Raw genomic sequence first — 20,283 nt, 5'->3', positions numbered from 1 at the left:
CGTGGCTAGCCGCCGGGCGCGGTCGGCTGGCCGCCGCAGGACTCCCTGACCACCAGCGTCGGCCACAACTGGACGCGGTGGACAGGGCGTTCCGTGGTGTCCGCGAAGCGGGCCAGGGCGAGTTCGGCGGCGAGGGCGCCCAGGCGGTGCTTCTGCGGGCGCACGGCGGTCAGCGGCGGGTCGGAGGCGGCGGCGACCTCGTCGTCGTAGGAGACGACGGCGAGTTCGTCGGGGACGGCGATGCCCAGGTCGTGGGCGCGTTCCACCATGCCGATGGCCTCCCGGTCGGAGTGCACCAGCAGCGCCCCGACGCCGCGTTCGCGGCAGCGGCGCAGCACCTCGTCATAGGCGGCGACCCAGCCGGGCGTGCCATAGGTGGGGACGTCGATGTCGAGCTGGAGGGAGGGGAGTTCGAGGGAGGTGACGGTCTCCTGCCAGCCGGCGCGCAGGGCCCGGCTGGTGGGACTGGACCGGGAGGTGATCAGCCCTATCTGGCGATGGCCGAGGGTGACCAGGTGCCGGACGGCCAGCCCGGCGCCCAGGGAGTGCGCGGTGGTGGCCGCGTCGAGGGCGAGGGTGGGCAGTTCGGGCGGCGGCAGGCGTTCCACCAGGACCACGGGAACGGGCAGCCCGCCGAGCCAGCGCAGCAGGTCCAGGCCGGCCGAGCCGCCGACGGCGGGGGCGACCAGCAGCGTCTGCACGCCGCGTTCCAGCAGGGTGGCGACCTGGCGGCGGTCCTCCCCGGGGTGGTAGCTGGAGGCGCGCATCACCAGCCGGCCGCCGGCGGCGGTGACGGCGGCCTGGGCGCCCTGGACGACGTGCGGCCAGTAGTAGTCCACGGACGGCACGACCATTCCCACCAGGGTGCGGGTCGCCGTCTGGCCGAACGCCGAGCGGTGCGGGGCGGCGTCCGGCTCGCCGGCGCCGCCCCGGTAGGGCAGGGTGATGCCGCCGTGGACGCGCCGCACCAGGCCGCGGTCGGCGAGGGCGGTGACGTCGCGGCGCACGGTGACGGCGGACACACCCAGCCGCTGCACGAGGTCGGCCAGCCGGACGGTGCCGTGGCGGCGGACGGCGGCGAGGATGTGTTCCTGGCGCTCCCAGGCGAGGGTCATCGGGCACGCTCCATGCGGACGCGGACCGGGGCGCCGGTCACCGCGGTCAGGGTGAGGCGGGTCAGCGCGTCGCCCCAGGAGCGGCGCAGCAGCGGGTCGGTGAGTTCGCGCCGGGTCAGCTCGGCGGTGACGGCGGCCGGGTCCCAGCCGATGCGCAGGACGCGGCCGGGTGCGGCGGTGACCAGCGCGTGGTCCGGGCCGAGGCGAACGTCGCCGGCGAGCACGTGCCGCAGCCGCACCGGGCCGGGGTCGGGCGTCCAGGCGTCCTCGATCAGCACGTGGGCGGGCCGGCCGGCGGCGGCCCGGACCAGGCGGAGGGTGCGCGGCCAGGAGGTGAGCAGCCCCTCGGGGTAGGCGGCGGCGAGGTCGGCGCGGAGTTCGGTGGCGCCGGGCGCGAGGTCGGCGGTGACGGCCCGGGCGGCGTGGCCGGCGCCGGGGGCCTGGTCGGCGTCCCCGGGCGTGGGGACGTTGTGCCAGGCGGAGCGCAGCGGCCAGGCGGTGTAGCGGTCGGGGCCGAAGCTGGCGGCGGTGTAGGTGGGCTGGCCCACGTCCACGACGACCGGCCTGCCGTCGAGCGCCACCCAGTAGGTGCCGACGTCCAGGTGGTTGTGGCGCTCGGCGTTGTGACCTGCCTTGGCCGCCAGCGTCAACCCGTCGGTGGTGCCGGCCCGTTCGCGGGCGACCAGCACCTGGACGCGGGGCAGCCAGACGTCGGCCGCCAGCCAGTCGGCGGCGTCCGGCGCGGGCGCGGCGCGGGCGGCGCGCCAGTCGGCGTCGGCGAGCCCGGCCAGGGCGCTGCCCAGCCCCTCCCCCGGGCTCACGGCCAGCGGCCGGGCCGCGCCGCGCGCCACCGCGTGGGCGGTCACCCGGGCGTCGCCGAGCCGCCGGCCCCAGCGGTGCAGCAGGTGCCAGGGCCGGTCGTCGGCGAGCCGGGCGGGTGCGTCGCCGGCGTTCACGTACCAGGGGCCGCCCAGGTGCATGCGGTGCGGGAAGCGGCTGAGTTCGGCCAGCACGGGCAGGTCGCGGGCGTCGAGGACGCCGGGGCCGGCCGCGGCGAGCAGGTCCAGCGTCTCCAGCAGCCGGCCCGCGCCGAGCCACCAGTAGGCGACGCCCTCGTCGATGCCGCCGTCGTCGGGCAGGGTGGCGACGAAGCGGTCGAGCCCCTCGACGACCAGGCGCACCAGGCCGGCGCGTTCGGCGGCGTCCTCGACGAGGAGCAGCGCGGCGGCGAGGACGGCGGAGTGGATCCAGGCGTTCCAGTTGTCGGCGGGCCGGGTCAGGCCGAGCCAGGGCCAGTCGCGGGTGTCGCGGAACGGGTCGAGCACGCGGGCGGTGACCTCCCGGCGCAGCCGTCGGCGCAGGCCGGGGACGCGTTCGTCCAGGTGCGGGCCGAGCGCGTGGTCGGCCCAGGCCAGCAGGGCGGCCACCTCGGCGGCGCCCAGGTCCAGATACGGCCGGTCGGGGTCGGGCAGCACCTCGCCGCGGGCCGCGGTGTACGCGTCGTGCGGCGCCCAGCACCAGGTGCTCGCCTCGGCCAGGGCGACCATGCCGTCCGCGGCGGCGTCGAGGTGGGGCGCGGCGCCGGGCGGGTCGCCGGCATCGGCCCGTTCGCCGGTGAGCACGGCGGCCAGGGTGAGCAGGGCGACGCGTTCGCGCAGCTCCCGGGCGGGGTCCTCCCAGGCGGTGCGGACCCCGTCCCGGAAGGCCCGGGCCCAGTCGGAGGCGCGCGGCGCGGGGGCCGGGCGGGCGAGCTCGGCGGCGGCCAGCCGCAGCAGGCCGTCGCGGGTGGCGGAGTCCACGGCGTCCCAGACCGCGCGGTCGGTGACCGGCGGGACGGGCAGCCCGCGCCGGGCGCCGGCGAGCGGATCGGGCTCGTGCGCGGGGACCGGGGCGACCCGGAGCCGGGTGGCGAGCGCCCCCGCGGCGGGGGGCCGTTTACCGACCGTCACTTTCACTCCTGATCGATTCTGATCACTTTGATCCATGCTGATTGACCACGAACTATCGCACGGGCTGAATAGCCCGCACACCCCGTTCAGGAGGGAAATCTGAAGTAATGGCGCTTCACCACGGCTGGTCCCGTCGCGCGTTCCTGCGCGCCTCGGCCGGCACCGCAGCCCTGGCGGCGGGCGGGTCCGCACTCGCCGGCTGTTCCTCGGACACCACCGCGTCCGGCGCGACCAAGGTCCGGATCTGGTCCTGGCTGACCGGGATGGATCAGTACGTCGCGGCCTTCAACGAGGCGCAGCGCGAGGTCCATGTGGAGCTGAGCGTGATCGCTGCCGGTCTCTCCGGCGGCTACGCCCAGCAGACGAACGCGATCCGCGCGCACAACGCCCCCGACATCCTGCACGTCGAGTACCAGGGCCTGAGCCAGATCCTGGCCACCGGCGGCCTGCGGGAGATGACCGACGACGTGGCCGACCTGGCCGAGGGCTACTCCCCCGCCGCCTGGCAGGGCGTGAACCCCGGCGGGCGCACCTACGCGGTGCCCATGGACCTGGCCCCGATGGCGTTCTACTACCGCAAGGACCTGTTCGACGAGCACGGCATCGCGGTGCCCACCACCTGGGAGGAGTTCCGCGACGCCGCCGAGGCGGTGCGCGAGGCCGACCCGGACGCGCGGATCACCACGTTCCCGCTCAACGACGGGTCGTTCTTCGCCGGCATGTCCTGGCAGGCCGGCGACCCCTGGTGGCGCATCGAGGGCGACACCTGGGTGGTGAACGTCGACGGCCCGGGCACGATCCGCACCGCCGAGTACTGGCAGGACATGATCTCCGCCGGCCTGGTCCGGGGCGGCCCCACCGGCACCCAGGAGTGGATCGCGGCCGTGCACACCGGCAAGCTGTGGGGACTGCTGGGCGCGGCGTGGAGCGTCGGCACGCTCAAGAAGTCGATCCCCGACGACACCGGCCGCTGGGCGGTGACGACCATGCCCACCTGGAACGGGGAACCGTCCAACGGCGTGCAGGGCGGCACCGCGTTCGGCATCTCGAAGGAGAGCGACGTGGCCGACGCCGCGCTCACCTTCCTGCGCTGGATCAGCACCGACCCCCAAGTCCCGCGCATCGGCGCCACGTTCACCTCCCCGTTCCCCGCGTATCTGCCGAACCGGGACATCGCCCGCGAGGTCGTCTCCAATGACTACTTCATCGGCGACCCGGTCTACGGCGTGCTCGACGAGGCGGCCGAGCGCGTCCCCGAGTGGACCTGGGGACCCAACGCGCTGGGGCTGTTCTCCACGATCACCGACGCCTTCGGCGGCGTGTCCACCGGCGCCACCACGATCCCGGACGCGATCCGCCGTGTGCAGTCCTCGGCCGTGGCCGACATGCGCGACCGCGGGCTGTCCGTGCGAGAAGGGAACCCGGCATGACGGTCGTCGCCCCCGGCACCAAGACCCCCACCCGCCCCGGCGGCCGCCGCTCCCGGCTGGCCTCGCTGGCGCTGGTCGCCCCCTTCGCGCTGCTGCTCACCGGCACCGTGCTGGTGCCCATCGGCTACGCGCTCTATCTGAGTCTGTTCACCGAACGCCTCTCCGGCCTCGGCTTCGACGGCCCGCACGACGCGTTCGTCTGGCTGGAGAACTACGCCGACGTCCTCTCCGACGCCGCGTTCCGCGACAGCGTGGGCAACGTCGCGCTCTACGCCCTGATCCACGTCCCCCTGATGCTCGGCGGCGCCCTCGCGCTGGCCCTGTTGCTGGACGGCGCGACCAGCCGGCTGCGCCAGGTGTGGTCGCTGGCGGTCTTCCTCCCCTACGCCGTCCCGGGCGTGATCGGCGGCCTGATCTGGGCCTACCTCTACAGCCCCGACATCGGGCCGATCAACGACCTGCTGCCCTGGGACCCGCTGGGCAGCAACGGCATCCTTCCCTCCATCGTCACCATCGCCACCTGGCAGTGGCTGGGCTACAACATGATCATCTTCTACACCGCGCTGCGCACCGTGCCCAAGGAGACCCTGGAGGCCGCCCGCGTGGACGGCGCCGGCCCGCTGCGCACCGCCCTGTCCATCAAGGTCCCGGCCATCCGGCCCACGTTGTTCGTGGCCCTGGTCTTCACGGTCATCGGCTCGCTCCAGCTCTTCACCGAGCCGCTGGTGCTGCGGACCTTCACCGGCTCGGTGACCAGCACCTGGACGCCCAGCCTCTACGTCTACGAGTCCGCGTTCATCAGCAACGACTACGGCCGCGCCGCCGCCGCGTCGATGCTCCTGGCCATCGCCTGCGCCCTGCTCTCCGCGCTCGTCATGCGCATCTCCACCCGGAGGACCCGATGACCGCCTCACCCACGCCGGGCGCCTCCCGCTGGATGTCGCGCGGCGCCGTGCACGCCGTGCTGGCCATCGCCGCCCTCTACAGCGTGCTGCCGCTGATCTGGCTGCTGACCTCCGCCACCAAGTCGGTCGGCGACTTCTCCACCACCAGCGCCTTCGAGTTCGCCGACTGGAACCTGTGGACCAACCTGAGCGACCTCTTCTCCGAAGAGGACGGCATCTTCCTGTCCTGGGTGCGCAACTCCCTGCTCTACGCCGGTCTCGGCGCCGTCCTGGGCGCGCTGATCTGCGCCGCCTGCGGCTACGCCATCGCCAAGCTCGACTTCCCCGGCCGCAAGCTGCTGTTCGCCGTCACCCTGGCGGGGGTGCTGGTGCCCACCACCGCGCTCGCCCTCCCGCTCTACCTGCTCGCCTCCGAGCTGCACATAGTGAACACCTTCTGGGCCGTGTTCCTGCCGCTGCTCACCAACCCCTTCGGCGTCTACCTCGCCCGCGCCTACGCCGAGGCCGCGGTGCCCGACGAGGTGCTGGAGGCCGCCCGCGTGGACGGCGCCAGCGAGCTGCGCATCTTCTTCACCGTCGCCCTGCCGATGATGCGCCCGGGCGTGGTGACCATCCTGCTGTTCCAGTTCGTCGGCATCTGGAACAACTTCTTCCTGCCGCTGGTCATGCTCACCGACCCCGAGCTCTTCCCGATGACCCTCGGCCTCTACCAGTGGAGCACGCGCGTGTCCCAGTTCCCCCAGTACAACCCCCTCGTGATCGCCGGCTCGCTGCTCGCCGTCGTTCCGCTCGTGCTCGCGTTCATCGTGCTCCAGCGGCAGTGGCGCTCCGGCCTGGCCGCGGGGAGCGTGAAGTGACCGCACCGCACCGCCCCGAAACTCTGCTGGTGATGAGCCCGCACTGGTTCGGCACCCAGTTCGGCGACGCGGAGCTGGCCCGGCTCTCCGCACTCGCGACCCTCGGCGAGCCGCTCGTCGCCGACGAGCTGACCTCCCCGGCCGTCCGCCGGCGGCTCGCCGAGACCGAGGTGCTGCTCACCTCCTGGGGCTGCCCGGAGCTGGACGAGGACGTGCTGCGCGCCGCGCCGCGGCTGCGCGCCGTGCTGCACGCCGCCGGCACCGTGCGCTTCCACGTGCCCCGGGCGGTGTTCGACCGCGGCGTCCTGGTCACCACCGCGGCCGACGCCAACGCCGAGCCCGTGGCGCAGTACACGCTGGCCGCCGTGCTCTGGGCGTTCAAGAAGGTGCCGTTCCTGGCCGCCGACGCCCGCCGCTTCCGCGCCGACTGGAGCTACCGGGAGACGCGCGGCGAGCTGACCGGCCGGGACCGCACCGTCGTCCTGGTCGGCTTCTCCCGCGTCGGGCGCCGCGTCACCGAGCTGCTGGTCCGGCTCGGCGTGGCCCGCGTCCTGGTCGTCGACCCGGTCGCCGACCCCGCCGCCATCGCTGCGGCCGGGGCCGAACCGGTCGCGCTGGCCGAGGCGTTGCCACAGGCCGACGTGCTCAGCCTGCACGCGCCCGCGCTGCCCGAGACCCGGCACATGATCGGCGCCGCCGAGCTGGCGGCGCTGCCGCCGCACGCGGTCCTCATCAACACCGCCCGGGGCGCGCTGGTGGACACCGCCGCGCTCGAACGCGCCTGCGCGGACGACGGGTTGCACGCCGTGCTCGATGTCACCGAGCCCGAGCCGCTGCCCGCAGACTCGGTCCTGTACGAGCTGCCGAACGTCGTGCTCACCCCCCACATCGCCGGCTCGCTGGGCTCCGAGACGCGCCGCATGACCGCCGCCGCGCTGACCGAACTGGAGCGCTACGCCGCCGGGTTGCCACCGCTCGACCCCGTCACCCCCGGCACGCTGGCGGTGCAGGCATGACGAACCCGACCGCCCCGCCCCCCGAGGACCGGACCCTCTCCCCGCACACGGGCTGGACCCGGGACCACTGGACGGCGTACGGCGACCGCCTGCTGGCCGCCCTGCTCCCGCACCGCTCCCCCGGGGGCGCCCGTTACGCCCTCCCCGGGCCGGCCAGCCGCAACGGCCGCGACTGCGACGAACTGGAGGGCTTCGCCCGGTCGTTCCTGCTCGCCGGCTTCCGCGTCGCGGGCGAACGCGGCGCCGGGGAGCCGGCCGCCGCGCTGCTCCAGCGCTACGCCGACGGCATCGCCGCGGGCACCGACCCCGCCTCGCCCGAGTACTGGCCGCGCCCCGACGTGGCCGGCCAGGCGAAGGTCGAGGCGGCCTCGATCGCGCTGATCCTCCAGCTCACCCGGCCCTGGCTGTGGGACCACCTGGACGACGCCGTGCGGCAGCGGACCGTGGACTGGCTGGCCACCGTCATCGGCCAGCGCTACCCGCCGATCAACTGGGTGTGGTTCCGCGTCGTCGTCGAGTCGTTCCTCCGGGAGGCAGGCGGCCCCTGGTCCCCCGCCGACATCGAGGAGGACCTGGCGGTGCACGCCTCGCTGCGCCGCCCCGGCGGCTGGCTGTCCGACGGCGCGGACGAGCGGGCCTTCGACCACTACACCGGCTGGGCGCTGCACCTCTACCCGCTGCTGTGGACGCACCTGTTCGACGTCACCGGCACGCTGTGCCCGCCCGCGCTGCGCGAGCGGTGGGCCGGCGACCTGGCGCGTTACCTCGACGACGCGGTGCGGCTGGTCGGCGCGGACGGCTCGCCGCTGCTCCAGGGCCGCAGCCTGGTCTACCGCTTCGCCGCCGCCGCGCCGTTCTGGACCGGGGCCCTGACCGGCACCGGCGGCCTGGACCCGGGCCTGACGCGCCGCGCCGTCAGCGGCATCGCGCGCCACTTCGCCGACCACGGCGTGCCCGGCGACGACGGGCTGCTCACGCTCGGCTGGCACCACGCCTGGCCGGGGATGCGGCAGGCGTACTCCGGCCCGTCCTCCCCGTACTGGGCGGCCAAGGGCATGCTGGGCCTGGCCCTGCCCGCCGACCACCCGGTGTGGACCGCGCCGGAGCGCGCGCTGCCGAACGAGACGGGCGGCGTCGCGCGCGTGGCCGCGGCGCCCGGCTGGCTGATCTCCGCCCGGCCGGCCGACGGGATCACCCTGGTCCTCAACCACGGCACCGACCACGCCCGCCCGGGCGCGGACTGCGCCGACTCCCCCCTCTACGCGCGGCTGGGCTACTCCACCGCGACCGTTCCGCCGCTGACCGGCGGCACGGTGGCCGATCCGCTGGACAACTCCGTGGTGGTGCTGGACGCGGACGGCCACGCCACGCACCGGTCCGGCTTCACCACCCTCTACGCGGAACGGCGCCCGGACGGCGTGCTGGTCGCGGCCTCGCGCGGCACCGCGCACTGGGTGGACAGCGCCGGGGACGACTCGCCCGACCACGGCTCGGGCCGCACCGGGAAGGTCACCCCGGGCCCCTCGGTCACCGTCGCCTCCGTGGTGCGCGACGGTGTCGAGGTGCGGCTGGCGCGGGTGGATGCCCCGGCCGCGCGCCCGGAGTGGCGCGCGGTGCGGCTGGGCGGCTGGCCGGTCACCGGCGAGGCGCCGCCGGAGCGCGGCCCCGGCGCGCGCGCCGAGAGCCCGGCGCTGTGCTCCGCGCTGCGCCCGCTGCGCGGCCTGCCGGTCGCGGGTGTCGCGCTGGAACGCGACACGAGCCCGCTCGGCACCTGGACCGCGATCCCGTGGCTGGCCACCGCCGGGCCGCCGCCGCTTGGCGAGGTGCTGGCGGCGGTCGTCACCCTGGGCCGGTCGCCGGAACCGGCGGACGCCGAACCGGAGCTGACCGTCGGGCCGGAGGCGGTCACGGTGCGCTGGCCGGACGGCACGGCCACCGAGGTGGCGCTGCCCGCGGTCGACTCGGAGGCGTGACGGGCCGGGCGGCCGGTCAGCCGGCCAGGGCTGCCTCGACCAGGGCGAAGGCGAAGGGCGGGGGCAGCGGGGTCACGACCGGGGTGGCCAGGCCCGCGGCGTGGCAGAGGCCGGTGAAGTCCTCGCGGGTCCGCTCCCGGCCGCCGATGGTCACCAGCATGTTCAGGTCGCTCAGGTGGAGGTCGCTCAGTTCGAGCGGCCCGGCGCCCGCCGCGTCCGCCCGCTCCGGCAGCAGTTCGTCGACGATCAGCACCCGGCCGTGCGCGGGCAGCGCCTCGGCGCAGCGCCGCAGGATGCCGGTGCTCTGCTCGTCGTTCCAGTCGTGGATCACGCTCTTGAGCAGGTACAGATCGCCGCCGGACGGCACCGAGGCGAAGAAGTCGCCGATCACGGTCTCGGCCCGGTCGGCGACCCCGGCCCGCTCGAAGGTGTCCTTGGCCTGGGCCAGGCCCTCGGCCGTGTCGTAGACGATCCCGCGCAGGTGGGGGTGGGCCCGCAGCACGGCGGTGAGCAGCGTGCCGTCGCCGCCGCCGACGTCCACCACGGTGGAGAACGGACCGAAGTCGTAGGCGGTGGGCAGGACGCGCGCCACCGCCCAGGCGCCCTGGCTCATGGCGGTGTTGAACTCGGCGGACAGCTCCGGCCGTTGCCTGAGGTAGTCGAAGAAGTCCGTGCCGAACACGGCGTCGAAGGACCTCTCACCGGTCCGGACGCTGTCCGCGAGCCGTTCCCAGCCGCGGGTCATGACCGGGTTGGTGAGCACCCGGACGAACGCGGCGACGGAGTCGGGCCGCCGCCCGTCCAGCAGCCCGCCGGCCGAGGTCACCGCAAAGGTGTCGGGCCCGGTCTGGGCGAGCAGCCCCAGACTGGCCAGCGCGCGCAGCAGCCGGAGCGTCGCCACCGGCTGGGTGCCGCAGCCCCGCGCCACGTCCCCGGCCGTGCGCTCGCCGTCGCCGATCAGCTCGACGATGCCCAACTCCACCGCCGCGCGCAGGGTCTGTGCGGCCATGGTGCCGAACGCGAGCTGGATGACCCGGCCCCGGTGATCGGGATGTGTCGTCTCGTCGCCTGCCATGCGTCTCTCCGTTCCTGGACGGCCCGCCGCGGGACCTCCCGGTTGGCTGAGTGAGAGTCAAACCGATCGACCGGTGGCTGTCGTACCCAACTCACGTGATCCTGGGGGGGTTGCGCGTTGGTCTTGGGGTCCAGGCCAACGGCGGCGGCCCGGGCCCCGATTCGACCGGAAACGGTCACGTGGCGCGGAATGGGAACGCCCCGGCCGGGGTACCCCGCGCGCCGGACGGTGAGGACCGGCCGTTTCGGCTCCCGCCCGGCCCGCGCCGCCGCCTCCCCGGAGCGGCACGGGTCACGGGCTGCGCGCCGGGGCCCGGCTACCCTGGGCCGTCAACGCCCGGGCGGCCCACGGCACTCGGCGCCCGCGCCGGGGCGGCGGAGAGCGGGGCGCGCGCATGGACGACACGAAACAGGCCGAGGGCGCGGGGCGGCGGCGGATCACCCAGGCCGATGTCGCCCAGCACGCGGGGGTGTCCACCGGAATCGTGTCCTCGGTGATCAACGGCCGGGACTACGGCACAATCGGCTTCGGCGAGCGCACCCGGGACCCGGTGTGGCGGTCGGTGCGGGAGCTGGGCTATGTGCCGAACATCGCGGCCCGCAGCCTGGCCCGGGGCGGCAACCGGCTGATCGGCGTCTTCACGCCCGGGCCCCTCCTGCGCCCCGGGGCGAACGACGGCGGCGGCGCGTTCCTCACCGGCATCGAGGAGGAGGCCGGGCGCGCCGGCTACCACCTGCTGCTGTTCACGGGTCCGGCCCCCGCCGCCGGCCGCCGGTCGGTGTACTCCGGCGGCGTCAACACGCTTCAACTGGCGGACGGTTCGGTGCTGATCGGCGCCGACACGTTCCCCGGGGACATGGCGCGGCTGGCCGCCGAGTCGTATCCGTTCTTGCTCGTCGGCGAGCGCGACGCTCCCGGCGCCCGGGGTCCGCCGCCATCGCCGACCTGGTGACCGGCACGGCGGCCGTCGTCGCCGCGCTGACGGCACGGGGCCACCGCCGCCTCGCGATGATCGCCGGCGCGGCGGAGGCGGAGGACCCGCCCGGCCGGCGCGCGGGCTTCCTGCGCGCCTTCAAAAACGCCGTCATCGAGCACGCCGCCAGCCTCGGCATCGACGTCGAAGTCGTCAAGGAAACCCGGGAGTTCGCGGCTTCCATGTTGTCAAAAGGTGCTGGGTCGTCGAACGAAGTATTGGTTGGATCATGCTGCACCGGCGCTTCGCCCGAGACTACGAAACCCTGCCCGCCAGCTCGGAGGCCGCCACCATCCGCCGCGCCCTCCAACGCACCCCAACCCGCCCATCGCCGCCGCCGGCCCCTGACACTGCCGTCAGCGTTGCCGTCAACCGCCACAGAAGCCCGTCAGGGCAAATCTGACGGGCTTCTGTTTTGCTCCTGCCACCCACCCACCACCCACAGATGCAATGATCGAACAGGGATAACACCCGGTCGACGGTCAAGATACGCTCAGTCCCGCTTACCGTGAATCGACTGCAGATGCGATGTCACGTACGAGCGCGTTTGCTAGCGACACTGCCTGCTCTTTGAAGAAGCCAATCCTTGTGAAAAATTCCTGCTCGGATGGAATCACTACGGCGGCGGCAGTTAGCGCAGAGAAAAGGACATGCACCTCCCCGATCGAAAGACCAATATCGCCGCCAGCCAGCTTCTCCTCTATCCGCCCCAAACTCGCTCGATCGACCCCGGCACGCACCACGGAGGCAGTATCCCCATCCCCGCGATCCCTCAAGAACAACAGCACCTCTCGAATCAAGTCGCGCTGCGGCTCTCCGAGGCCCAGCAAGTAGAGATTCCCTTCTAGCGTGACACGCAGGGTTGCTCTCACGACGTCGTATACCTCCCACTATTCACGAAGGTGTCGTAGTTGTAGCTATAGCCGTGAATCATATAGGAATTCTCGACTATCAGGACTCCTCTTGTCTGGTCGTACGCGACACGCGAACCGGTTCGAGTATCCACGTGTGTCATTCGACCACGCCATGAAGCAAAGTAATCGCCCAGGGCATCCGCATCGTGACCAATACCAGGGATCACGTGATCTGCCGCCGTACTCGAACCATCGTGCATACGCCGTACCTGATAATCCACACCTTCGGCGACGTTTGAACCGTGAGCACTCTCGATCCGATCATAGACCGCGTCGCGAAGACCTCCAGTACTGGAATCCCATCCATTGCAGTTGTGAACCAAGACCGGAGTCTGTCCCGCCAGCACATAGTACGTGTGGACGCCCTCGATGGTGAGGTTGTGTACGGCGGCCATGCGGCTGGTGTGCCGAGTAGCGGCGACACGGACCAGGTCCCACGTGCTGGTCTCAAGGTTCATGCCGGGTTGGAGGTCTTCGGCGTCGATCCAGGCGTTCAGTTCGGGGACCCAGAAGGGGTGGCCGTCTGTTGCCGTGATCGTCGTCGCGGGGCCGTCTTCGGGACGCAGTGTCAGGGTGACAAGCTGCTTTGAGCCCGTGCCCTGGATCTCGGCAGTGACGGCCCGGGGAGTTGTCTCCCCGGTTTCCGGGTCGGTGGCCAGGACCTCGTCGCCGATTTCGACGTCCTCGATCTGCTTGGTGCTGCCGTCCGCCACGAGAACCTGGACGCCCGGCACGAAGCTGTTGCAGCCCTTGTCGCTTCTCTTGAGGAGGTTTCGAATGGTTTTCAGTACATCGAGGGCCTCCTCCGCTGCTTCTTTCACACGGCGGCCTCTGCCTCCTGTGCCGAGTTCGAGAGCGCCAGGGCCCACACATTCCCAGCGGAGAGGGTCTGTAGTGCAGACGTCGCTCAGTCCTTGGAATCCCTCAACCGTCTCGCGGAGCGTCTCCAGAAGGGATCTAGTGTCACGTAATTGAAGTTTGTTTACTTTGAGTTGTTGGCGACCAGTTTCTTGAAGTCTCGTTGAAGGACGCGGACCTTGGCGATGATCTCTTTGGATGTGGCGACCCAGGTGAAAGGTCGAGCATCTTTGTTCCAGTTGGTGATGTAGGAGTTGATGGTATCGATGAGGATGCGAAGTGATCCGAAGGTGCCTCGTCGGATGGCCTGTCGCGTGATGATGCCGAACCAGATCTCGATCTGATTTAGCCAGGAGCTGCCGACGGGGGTGAAATGAAAGTGGATATTGGGGTGTGCGGCGAGCCAGGCATTGACGTCAGCGCCAGAGTGTCGCGTAACTGAAGTGGCTTTACTTTTGAGTCTACCCTGTGGGACAATAAGGGCTGTGGATTTGTCGAATGACCAGCGCTCCGCCCTTCGGTCCTTGATCGGTGATCAGGGCTATGATCGATCGGTTTCTGCGCGTGCGCGTATCGTGTTGCTGCGCGCCGATGGACACTCCGTCGCGGACATCACACGGATGTTGGGGACGACGAAACCGACGGTTTACAAGTGGCTTGATCGGTATGAGAGTTCCGGCCTCGGTGGGCTGGTGGACCGGGACCGGCCTGGCAGGCCACAAGGGATTCCCGAGCATGTGCGTTCGCGGATCGTGGCGCTGACCCGCCAGTCGCCACCCGAGTCGACGGGCTTGAGTCACTGAGGTCTTCTCGGCAACGTGACGGTTGCGGTGCGTGACGGGGTGCGGCGCCCGGAGCGGGGTTGATGACCTGGCGTCAGATACGGGTGAAGCCCTTGGTAGGAACGGGTCTGCGAAGATCAAGTTCCGTAAGACCAAAGGCTTCACGTGCCCTCCAGTATCACCTACACGGCCGTCCTCGATGTCAGCAGGGCGACCGCCGAGCACCTCGCCCGGCTCCTGCACGAGCACCGCGAGCGGGTCGGCACCCGCAAGAACACCCGGGCGCTGGGCGTCTTCAAGCAGGCGGTGCTGGTCCTTCGGTGGTTCATCGACGGCGCCCGGCTGTCCCAACTCGCCCGCGACAACGGCATATCGCTGCCCACTTCCTACCGCTACCTGCACGAGGGCCTGACCGTGCTCGCCGACCACGCACCGGACCTGTCCACCGCTCTGGAGCGGGTGGCGGCAGCCGGATACACCCACCTCAACCTGGACGGCACCGTCATCCGCACCGACCGCGTCGCCGCCCCCGGCCCCAACGGAGCGGATCTTTGGTGGTCCGGGAAGCACAAGCACCATGGGGGCAACGTGCAGGTCATCTCCGCCCCGGACGGCTGGCCGATCTGGGTCTCCCCGGTCCGCCCGGGCCGGGAGCACGACACCACCTGCGCCCGCAGCCACGGCCTGGTCGACGCCCGCAACCGCCTCGCCGCCATCCTGGACGTCCCGACCCTGACCGACCTGGGCTACGAGAACGCCGGCCCCGGTTTCCGCCACCCGGTCAAGAAACCCCAGGGCGGCGAACTCGCCGAGCACCAGCAGGCGTTCAACAAGGTCGTCCGGGGCGTCCACGGCATCGCCGAACGCGCCAACGCCTTGCTCAAGGTCACCTTCAAGGCCCTGCGCAGGGTCAGCCTCGACCCCGCGGCCATCACCCGGATCGCCCGAGCCGCCCTCGTCCTGCTCCAGCTGGAACACGGACGCACCACCTGAACGAAGATCACAGAACGTCACATGGCGTTACCGAGAAGGATTCAGTGAAGCTCTCCTACCTGAACTCCCCTCTGCGTTCGTGACACACGTGGTTTGAAACCTCTCCCCGAAGAGCGGTTCCGAAGGGCCTTCCTTCATCTTCCACGCAGCATTGCATCCAAAGAGGTTCCTGCCTACATTCCGCACCTCTCTTTTCGCATTCGTGGCACACGGACATCACCAGGCTCGCCGGGCCTCAGAAGGGGATCTAGTACCACGCGTATGTGATCATCGACATCTTCAGCCGGTACATCGTCGGATGGACGGTGGAGCGGGCCGAATCGGCCGAGCGGGCTGAGGAGTTGATCCGCGAGACCATCGAGCGCAACGGCATCGTCCCGGAGACGGTGCACGCGGACCGCGGCACGTCGATGACGTCCAGGAAGGTATCGCAGCTGCTGATCGACCTCGGCGTCACCCGCAGTCACTCCCGCCCCAGGGTGAGCAACGACAACCCCTACAGCGAGGCCCACTTCAAAACCACCAAGTACGCCCCGGATTATCCGGAAAGGTTTGACTCGCTGGCGCATGCGCGGGAGTGGACGGAGGGGTTCATCGGCTACTGCAACCACACCCACCGCCACTCCGGGATCGGCTACCACACCCCCGCCTCCGTACACTTCGGGACCGCAGAACTGGTCCGCGAGCAGCGCGCCGCCACCCTGGCCGCCGCCTACGCGCGACACCCCGAACGGTTCAACCGATGGCCAAAGCCGCCACGCATCCCCCGCCAGGCATGGATCAACGACCCGGCCAAGCGCAGCCAACTCGAACAACACAGTTCATAGCAGCACAAGCGTTTCATTTGACTTGACAGGTTGCGCACAACTCGTCCGCGAGCTGTGCGACGTCACCGTCGTCGACCTGGGCACCGAGGCGGTCACCGCCGTCCGCCGCTACCTGGCAGCGGAGAACGCCGCTGGTGCGGCACGGCTTGACGATGCGGAGATGGCAGCGACCCAATTCCTCGGGATGATCTCCAACTACGTGTTCTGGCCGCGGATGCTGCTCGCACGCTGGGAGCCCGACGACTCCGCCATCACCAACGCGGTCGACCAAGCGGTGCTGACCATGCTCGCCCGATACGGCACGCCGGGGACCCACGGCGCCTGAGACACCAGGCGCCCCACCGCTCTGCGTAACCACCCGATACCTCCCGCACAGGCAGGCCCTCGACCCGCCGAGTACACAGTCACCCACAGTGCCGAAGCTCCTTAGAACTGCCGCCTTCGCGATGGAAGCGCACCCGACAGCCCACGGCCCTGCAGCCGATCGAAGCCATAGGCGATAGCGGGACAGCCCTTACTTGCTCATGTCGGAGATTGCGGCAATCAGGGTATCCGAGATGAATTCCAGGAATCCCCAGAGGGTGCGAGACAGGAGTTCGACCCCCCCGTCACTGACGTCATATGTCGCACCGGCGAGCATGCCGCCTCTGAGTCTATAGATGCAATCGCTTGAGGTGAAGTAGACAAAAAGGCCACCCCCTCCATCTGAGCCAAATACCGTGATTTCCCCATTGATGGCGCCGGTCACCCTTGTGGGATAGCCCGCCCTCTCGCCAGCGACGGCGACCCTTATCGGGTGGACGAATAGCCCATTCTCGACGTCAGGCATGGAGATCTCGTCGATTTTGGAGTAAAAGACCTCCAGACCTTGCGGAAGCTTCCTTTGTGATTCCGATGTAAGCGTCTGCTCGTTTTTTGAGACAAAATTCTCACCCGAAGGATAACCGAACGCACGCTCGAATTTCTGCTCAAATCCTTCGAGCCTGCGTTCGATTTCCGCGATCCAGTCATCTAGTTTCTCGCCAGTAATAATCGCCGTATCTCCTGTCGATGCTCGTTGCGAAGTCCTCGATTTGCGCCCTCGAGGGATCCGAATGAGAGCGTTATTCAGGCGGCGTAATCGGGTCAACGTAAGACAACGGCCCCGACCGAGTAAGATCGTTTTCCTTCCACAGAACACGACTTACAGGCGGAGCCGTTGCGTTACGAGTCTACTACAGGGCTTGCTGCTGACCAGGTCGATGAATTGGCGGCGCGGATCTGGCAGATCACACGGTGTCGCCGGGAACGTTTGTGGCCGTCGACGGTTGGGCTGTATCGCGCGGTCGTGATCACGTTGGTATATGTCCGGCAGAATCTGAATCAGGCGGCGGTGGGCGATCTGTTCGGTGTCAGTCAGTCGACGGTATCGCGGGTGTACCGGGGCGTCCTGCCGCTGATCGGGGAGGCGTTGTGTCTGCATGTGCCGGACCTGGCCGAGGCTGTACGCGGTCGGCTGGTCCTGGTGGACGGAACCGATACACCAACCGGCAACCGTACTGGTCACAGGGACAACTACTCGGGCAAGCGGCGCCGTGCCGGGTTGAACGTCCAGGTCGCGGCCACCACCGACGGCGAACTCGTGGGCGTGTCCACGCCGTTTCGCGGTTCCATCCACGATCGCAGGGCGTTCGCCGAGTCCGGCTGGGAGGCTCTGACGGCTGACACGGCGGTCATCGCGGATCCCGCGTACCAGGGCACACACGCCATCACACCTCGCAGGAAACCGAAAGGCGGTGAACTCTCGATCGGCGACAAGGAGAACAACAAGGCCATATCATCGATACGGTCGGCGGTCGAGCGGTGCATCGCCCACCTCAAGAACTGGAAAATACTTGCCACCGGCTATCGAGGACGCCTCGCCGAACTCCCTACGGTCATCCGCATCATCACGTCACTTGAATCCTACCGACTCGGCTGGTGACGCCCGTGAATAACGCTCACCGGCGGTCGTAACTGTCCGCTGACGTTGCCGTCAGCGTTGCCGTCACACACTCCAAGGAGTGCCCGCAGGAATCTATTCCGGCGGGCACTCCTGCGTTCCATCGACCATCACCAGGGAACTTTGCGGGTCTTATGACTCCCCGTCTTTCCCTCCGGTTTTCCCAACCGAAACCAAGGCACTCTCAATCGCATTGCGAAGATGTAGCCGCGCGCCGCCTAGATCGGCCTTTTCAAGCAGGATCGCAATGAAGTCAGAGTCCGGGTACCCCTTCACCGCTCCATCTTTCATCGCCCACACCTGAGACCAGATGGCGATCATCATCTCATTGCAGGCTTGAGCCTGCCGACTCCCATGCTGAGCGTCTCCGGCGAAGACATCACGTGCCGAGATTCCGAGACGATGCCCCATAGCCAGCAAGAACGTCTCCTTGGCCTCCGAGTTCATGATCGCGAGAACCTGACCTCGAATGCTCATTGATCCATATCCCAGAAATCCTCATCCGTCATAGGTTGGCTGCCACCGTACGTCTCGCGCGGCAGTGAGTCGATATCGTATCCCCGAGACCGCAAGACCGAGATCCTCGTATTTCCGTTCACGATCGTTCCATCCGGTTTCACTATCAGCGGTTCATGCGCTCCTGGCCTCAACGAAAAGACGATGTCCTCGGTATCCTGCCTATGCCAGAAATCCAACGAACTTCTATCGAGGGAGCTGTCAGGGTGCAATGACCTCAACGGCGGATCGCATTCGTTGGAATTATGTACAAGTACCGGCGTCTGCCCTGCCTGCACATGGTACGTGTGGACGCCTTCGATGGTGAGGTTGTACACCGATGCCCACGCGGCCTGGGTCTCGACGGTGGTGATCCGGGTGTGGGCGCCTGCGCTGGTGAGGAGCTGGGTGCCGGGCTGGAGGTCTTCGGCGTCGACCCATTCGCCGGTTTCGGGTGCCCAGTAGGGGTGTTCGGCGGTGGAGGTGAGGGGGTCGCTGTTGCCGTGGTCGTCGGTGACGGTGAGGGTGACGAGGTTTTTGTGGCCGGTGTTGGTGAGTTCTGCGGTGACTGTCCTGGGGCCGGTTTCTCCGGTTTCGGGGTCGGTGGCCAGGATCTCGTCGCCGATCTCGACGTCTTCGATTGCTTTGGTGGTGCCGTCGGCCATGAGGACGTAAGTGCCGGGGAGGAAGCTGTTGGGCGTTCTGCAGGGGGGTGCGCCGTCGGCCCGTCGGAGGGCGTCGGCGATTTCTGGGGCGAGTCTCGACAGCCGGCCCCAGGGAGCGAGCTCGACCGCGGTCATCGCGCAGCCCCAATGAGGGTCTCCGAAAATGCATTCCAGATCAGGGTCCGGGACCAATAGGTCCCGCAGCCCTTCCACCCAACTCATTGGGCTGAAGCTTGCTTTTACCTCGTCAATAATATCTTCAAATGGGTCCGGTATCGGTAGCCCTATTGAAGGCATTCCGGATGGTGCTGCGACTGTGGATACGGGGTTGTTGTTCCCTCGCCCCGTGCCGCTTCCTGTGGAGCCTCCACCGCCACCAGCATGGGGAGGTTCCTTCTTCTTGTTGGGCTTGCCTTTCCTGCCGTCGCCGCAGTCGATTCCGAGTTTGGCGCAGGTGCCGAGCAGAAGGCCGGTGGGGTCGGAGTAGGTGAGGGGGTTGTTGTTGGCGTAGGTGTAGCCATGGATCTGCTGGGGGTCGGCCAGGTCCATGACCGGGTCGAGGGAGATGAAGCGGCCCAGGGCGGGGTCGTATTCGCGGGCGCCGAGGTGGGTCAGGCCGGTGGTGGTGTCGGTGGTGCCGCCGACGAAGCCGCGGGTGCCGGGCCAGACGGCCGGGATCTCGCCGCGGAGGTCACCGAAGGGTAGGGTGCGACGTTTGGTTATCTCCGCGGTGTCGGCGTCGACGGCGATCTGGCCGGTGCCGTGGTGGTCGGCAATCGTGAAGGTGACGGATCCGTCATTGGCCATCACAGCGGTGTGGCCGCCGCCGAGGTCGATGTAGCGGGTGGCTTCCGGTGTGTCGGCGTCGGCTGCGAGGGTGACTTCGGTGTGATTGCCGAGGTAGAGGGTGGTCTCGGTCGGGGTGCGGCCGATCAGTCGCTGGCCATCGGCGTCGTAGAGGTACTCGGTGACATCGCCGTTGGCTTCCTCGACGCTGGCGAGGTGGCCTTCGGCGTCCCAGGTCAGTTCCTGGGTGTCGCCGCCGACCTGGCGGGTGGCGGTGTTGCCGGTGGCGTCGTAGGTGTATTCCTCCAGCGAGCGGACGCCGGGCGCGTCTTCGACCACCGAGGTGAGGGTGTGCGGCTGCGCCGTGCCCGGCTCGGGGTAGTCGTAGGTGCGCTCGGTGTCCTGCTCGTGCAGGCTCTCCGTGAGGCGGTTGCCGACGGCGTCGTAGGTGTAGGAGTGCCAGTAGGGGGCCGGACCGCCCATGGCGCCGGCCGAGGGGGTGCTTGGACAGGTGTCGGCGGTCTGGGCCCAGGCTTCGGTCAGACGGCGCAGGTAGTCGTACCGGTGCCTGTCAAGTCAAATGAAACGAATGTGATGCTATGAACTCTGTTGTTCGATTTGGTGTCGCTTGGCGGGGTTGTTGATCCATGTCTGGTGGGGGATCGATGGCGGGACGGGGCGGCGGTTGA

The 20,283-nt window shown here is 69.5% G+C and carries 20 protein-coding genes and 1 pseudogene; 12 read left to right on the top strand and 9 right to left on the bottom strand.

Translation table 11 applies throughout. The annotated features are described in order from the left end of the window. Nucleotides 1-5: 5 nt before the first annotated feature. Both RM590_RS27705 and RM590_RS27700 read right to left on the bottom strand, forming a co-directional pair. Nucleotides 6-1,115 (bottom strand): substrate-binding domain-containing protein, encoded by a 1,110-nt coding sequence (locus RM590_RS27705; RefSeq protein WP_311707468.1) that lies wholly within the window; start codon nt 1,113-1,115, stop codon nt 6-8. After that, nucleotides 1,112-3,064, bottom strand: a complete 1,953-nt coding sequence (locus RM590_RS27700) for a heparinase II/III domain-containing protein (RefSeq protein WP_311707467.1) — start codon at nt 3,062-3,064, stop codon at nt 1,112-1,114. Before RM590_RS27700 ends, RM590_RS27705 begins: the two co-directional genes overlap by 4 nt. Nucleotides 3,065-3,171: 107 nt before the next feature. On the opposite strand from RM590_RS27700, the gene RM590_RS27695 reads away from it, so the two are divergent. The 5 genes from RM590_RS27695 to RM590_RS27675 are packed head-to-tail and all read left to right on the top strand — an operon-like array spanning nt 3,172 to nt 9,245. Further along, a complete protein-coding gene (locus RM590_RS27695) occupies nt 3,172-4,494 on the top strand; it encodes an ABC transporter substrate-binding protein (RefSeq protein WP_311707466.1) in 1,323 nt (440 codons plus the stop codon). Further along, nucleotides 4,491-5,399, top strand: coding sequence for a carbohydrate ABC transporter permease (locus tag RM590_RS27690; protein WP_311707465.1), 909 nt, complete (start codon nt 4,491-4,493; stop codon nt 5,397-5,399). Before RM590_RS27695 ends, RM590_RS27690 begins: the two co-directional genes overlap by 4 nt. Then, a complete protein-coding gene (locus RM590_RS27685) occupies nt 5,396-6,256 on the top strand; it encodes a carbohydrate ABC transporter permease (RefSeq protein ID WP_311707464.1) in 861 nt (286 codons plus the stop codon). The genes RM590_RS27690 and RM590_RS27685 overlap by 4 nt, the downstream gene beginning before the upstream one ends. 32 nt (nt 6,257-6,288) lie before the next feature. Next, entirely contained in the window at nt 6,289-7,272 is a 984-nt protein-coding gene (locus RM590_RS27680) for a hydroxyacid dehydrogenase (RefSeq protein WP_394813991.1), read from the top strand. After that, nucleotides 7,269-9,245, top strand: coding sequence for a DUF2264 domain-containing protein (locus tag RM590_RS27675; RefSeq protein WP_311707462.1), 1,977 nt, complete (start codon nt 7,269-7,271; stop codon nt 9,243-9,245). The genes RM590_RS27680 and RM590_RS27675 overlap by 4 nt, the downstream gene beginning before the upstream one ends. Before the next feature lie 16 nt (nt 9,246-9,261). Here RM590_RS27675 and RM590_RS27670 read toward each other — a convergent pair whose 3' ends face one another. Beyond that, on the bottom strand, nt 9,262-10,320 hold the full coding sequence (locus tag RM590_RS27670; RefSeq protein WP_311707461.1) for a methyltransferase: 1,059 nt from the start codon (nt 10,318-10,320) through the stop codon (nt 9,262-9,264). Nucleotides 10,321-10,714: 394 nt separating this feature from the next. Between RM590_RS27670 and RM590_RS27665 the strand changes: the two genes are divergently transcribed. Together RM590_RS27665 and RM590_RS36090 are read left to right on the top strand one after the other, a co-directional pair. Beyond that, nucleotides 10,715-11,272, top strand: a complete 558-nt coding sequence (locus tag RM590_RS27665; protein WP_311707460.1) for a LacI family DNA-binding transcriptional regulator — start codon at nt 10,715-10,717, stop codon at nt 11,270-11,272. Nucleotides 11,273-11,391: 119 nt separating this feature from the next. Next, a pseudogene (locus RM590_RS36090) lies at nt 11,392-11,579 on the top strand (IS5/IS1182 family transposase); the annotation flags it as partial. A gap of 217 nt (nt 11,580-11,796) precedes the next feature. Here RM590_RS36090 and RM590_RS27655 read toward each other — a convergent pair. The 3 genes from RM590_RS27655 to RM590_RS36085 all read right to left on the bottom strand — a co-directional run bounded on the left by RM590_RS27655 (nt 11,797) and on the right by RM590_RS36085 (nt 13,543). Next, the gene (locus RM590_RS27655; RefSeq protein WP_311707459.1) at nt 11,797-12,165 is read right to left on the bottom strand and encodes a hypothetical protein; all 369 of its coding nucleotides are present in this window, start codon (nt 12,163-12,165) and stop codon (nt 11,797-11,799) included. Continuing rightward, nucleotides 12,162-13,028, bottom strand: a complete 867-nt coding sequence (locus RM590_RS27650) for a polymorphic toxin-type HINT domain-containing protein (protein ID WP_311707458.1) — start codon at nt 13,026-13,028, stop codon at nt 12,162-12,164. Before RM590_RS27650 ends, RM590_RS27655 begins: the two co-directional genes overlap by 4 nt. A 161-nt stretch (nt 13,029-13,189) precedes the next feature. Next, nucleotides 13,190-13,543, bottom strand: a complete 354-nt coding sequence (locus tag RM590_RS36085) for a transposase (RefSeq protein WP_394813990.1) — start codon at nt 13,541-13,543, stop codon at nt 13,190-13,192. On the opposite strand from RM590_RS36085, the gene RM590_RS36080 reads away from it, so the two are divergent. The 4 genes from RM590_RS36080 to RM590_RS27635 all read left to right on the top strand — a co-directional run bounded on the left by RM590_RS36080 (nt 13,509) and on the right by RM590_RS27635 (nt 15,992). Then, nucleotides 13,509-13,868, top strand: coding sequence for a helix-turn-helix domain-containing protein (locus RM590_RS36080; protein WP_394813986.1), 360 nt, complete (start codon nt 13,509-13,511; stop codon nt 13,866-13,868). The two genes, RM590_RS36085 and RM590_RS36080, sit on opposite strands and share 35 nt — an antisense overlap. 144 nt (nt 13,869-14,012) lie before the next feature. Further along, nucleotides 14,013-14,840, top strand: a complete 828-nt coding sequence (locus RM590_RS27645; RefSeq protein ID WP_311707457.1) for an HARBI1 family protein — start codon at nt 14,013-14,015, stop codon at nt 14,838-14,840. Nucleotides 14,841-15,103: 263 nt separating this feature from the next. Next, nucleotides 15,104-15,667 (top strand): DDE-type integrase/transposase/recombinase, encoded by a 564-nt coding sequence (locus tag RM590_RS27640; protein ID WP_311707456.1) that lies wholly within the window; start codon nt 15,104-15,106, stop codon nt 15,665-15,667. 22 nt (nt 15,668-15,689) lie between these two features. After that, nucleotides 15,690-15,992, top strand: a complete 303-nt coding sequence (locus RM590_RS27635) for a TetR/AcrR family transcriptional regulator C-terminal domain-containing protein (RefSeq protein ID WP_311707455.1) — start codon at nt 15,690-15,692, stop codon at nt 15,990-15,992. 189 nt (nt 15,993-16,181) lie between these two features. On the opposite strand, the gene RM590_RS27630 is transcribed toward RM590_RS27635, so the two are convergent. Beyond that, nucleotides 16,182-16,796: a hypothetical protein gene (locus tag RM590_RS27630; protein ID WP_311707454.1), complete on the bottom strand. Its 615-nt coding sequence runs from the start codon at nt 16,794-16,796 to the stop codon at nt 16,182-16,184. Nucleotides 16,797-16,994: 198 nt separating this feature from the next. Here RM590_RS27630 and RM590_RS27625 point away from each other — a divergent pair, with 198 nt between their 5' ends. Further along, nucleotides 16,995-17,630, top strand: coding sequence for a transposase family protein (locus RM590_RS27625; RefSeq protein WP_311707453.1), 636 nt, complete (start codon nt 16,995-16,997; stop codon nt 17,628-17,630). A 150-nt stretch (nt 17,631-17,780) separates the two neighbouring features. Here the strand turns inward: RM590_RS27625 and RM590_RS27620 are convergent, their stop codons facing one another. Then, entirely contained in the window at nt 17,781-18,125 is a 345-nt protein-coding gene (locus RM590_RS27620) for a hypothetical protein (protein WP_311707452.1), read from the bottom strand. Then, complete coding sequence (locus RM590_RS27615; protein ID WP_311707451.1) at nt 18,122-20,077, bottom strand: polymorphic toxin-type HINT domain-containing protein; 1,956 nt, start codon at nt 20,075-20,077, stop codon at nt 18,122-18,124. Before RM590_RS27615 ends, RM590_RS27620 begins: the two co-directional genes overlap by 4 nt. Between the last annotated feature and the right edge of the window lie 206 nt (nt 20,078-20,283).

Origin of the sequence: Streptomyces litchfieldiae (genome assembly GCF_031845365.1) — a bacterium.
GTDB lineage: Bacteria > Actinomycetota > Actinomycetes > Streptomycetales > Streptomycetaceae > Streptomyces > Streptomyces litchfieldiae.
Note: the sequence above shows the minus strand (reverse complement) of the source record. Positions and strands in the feature narration are given on the sequence as shown.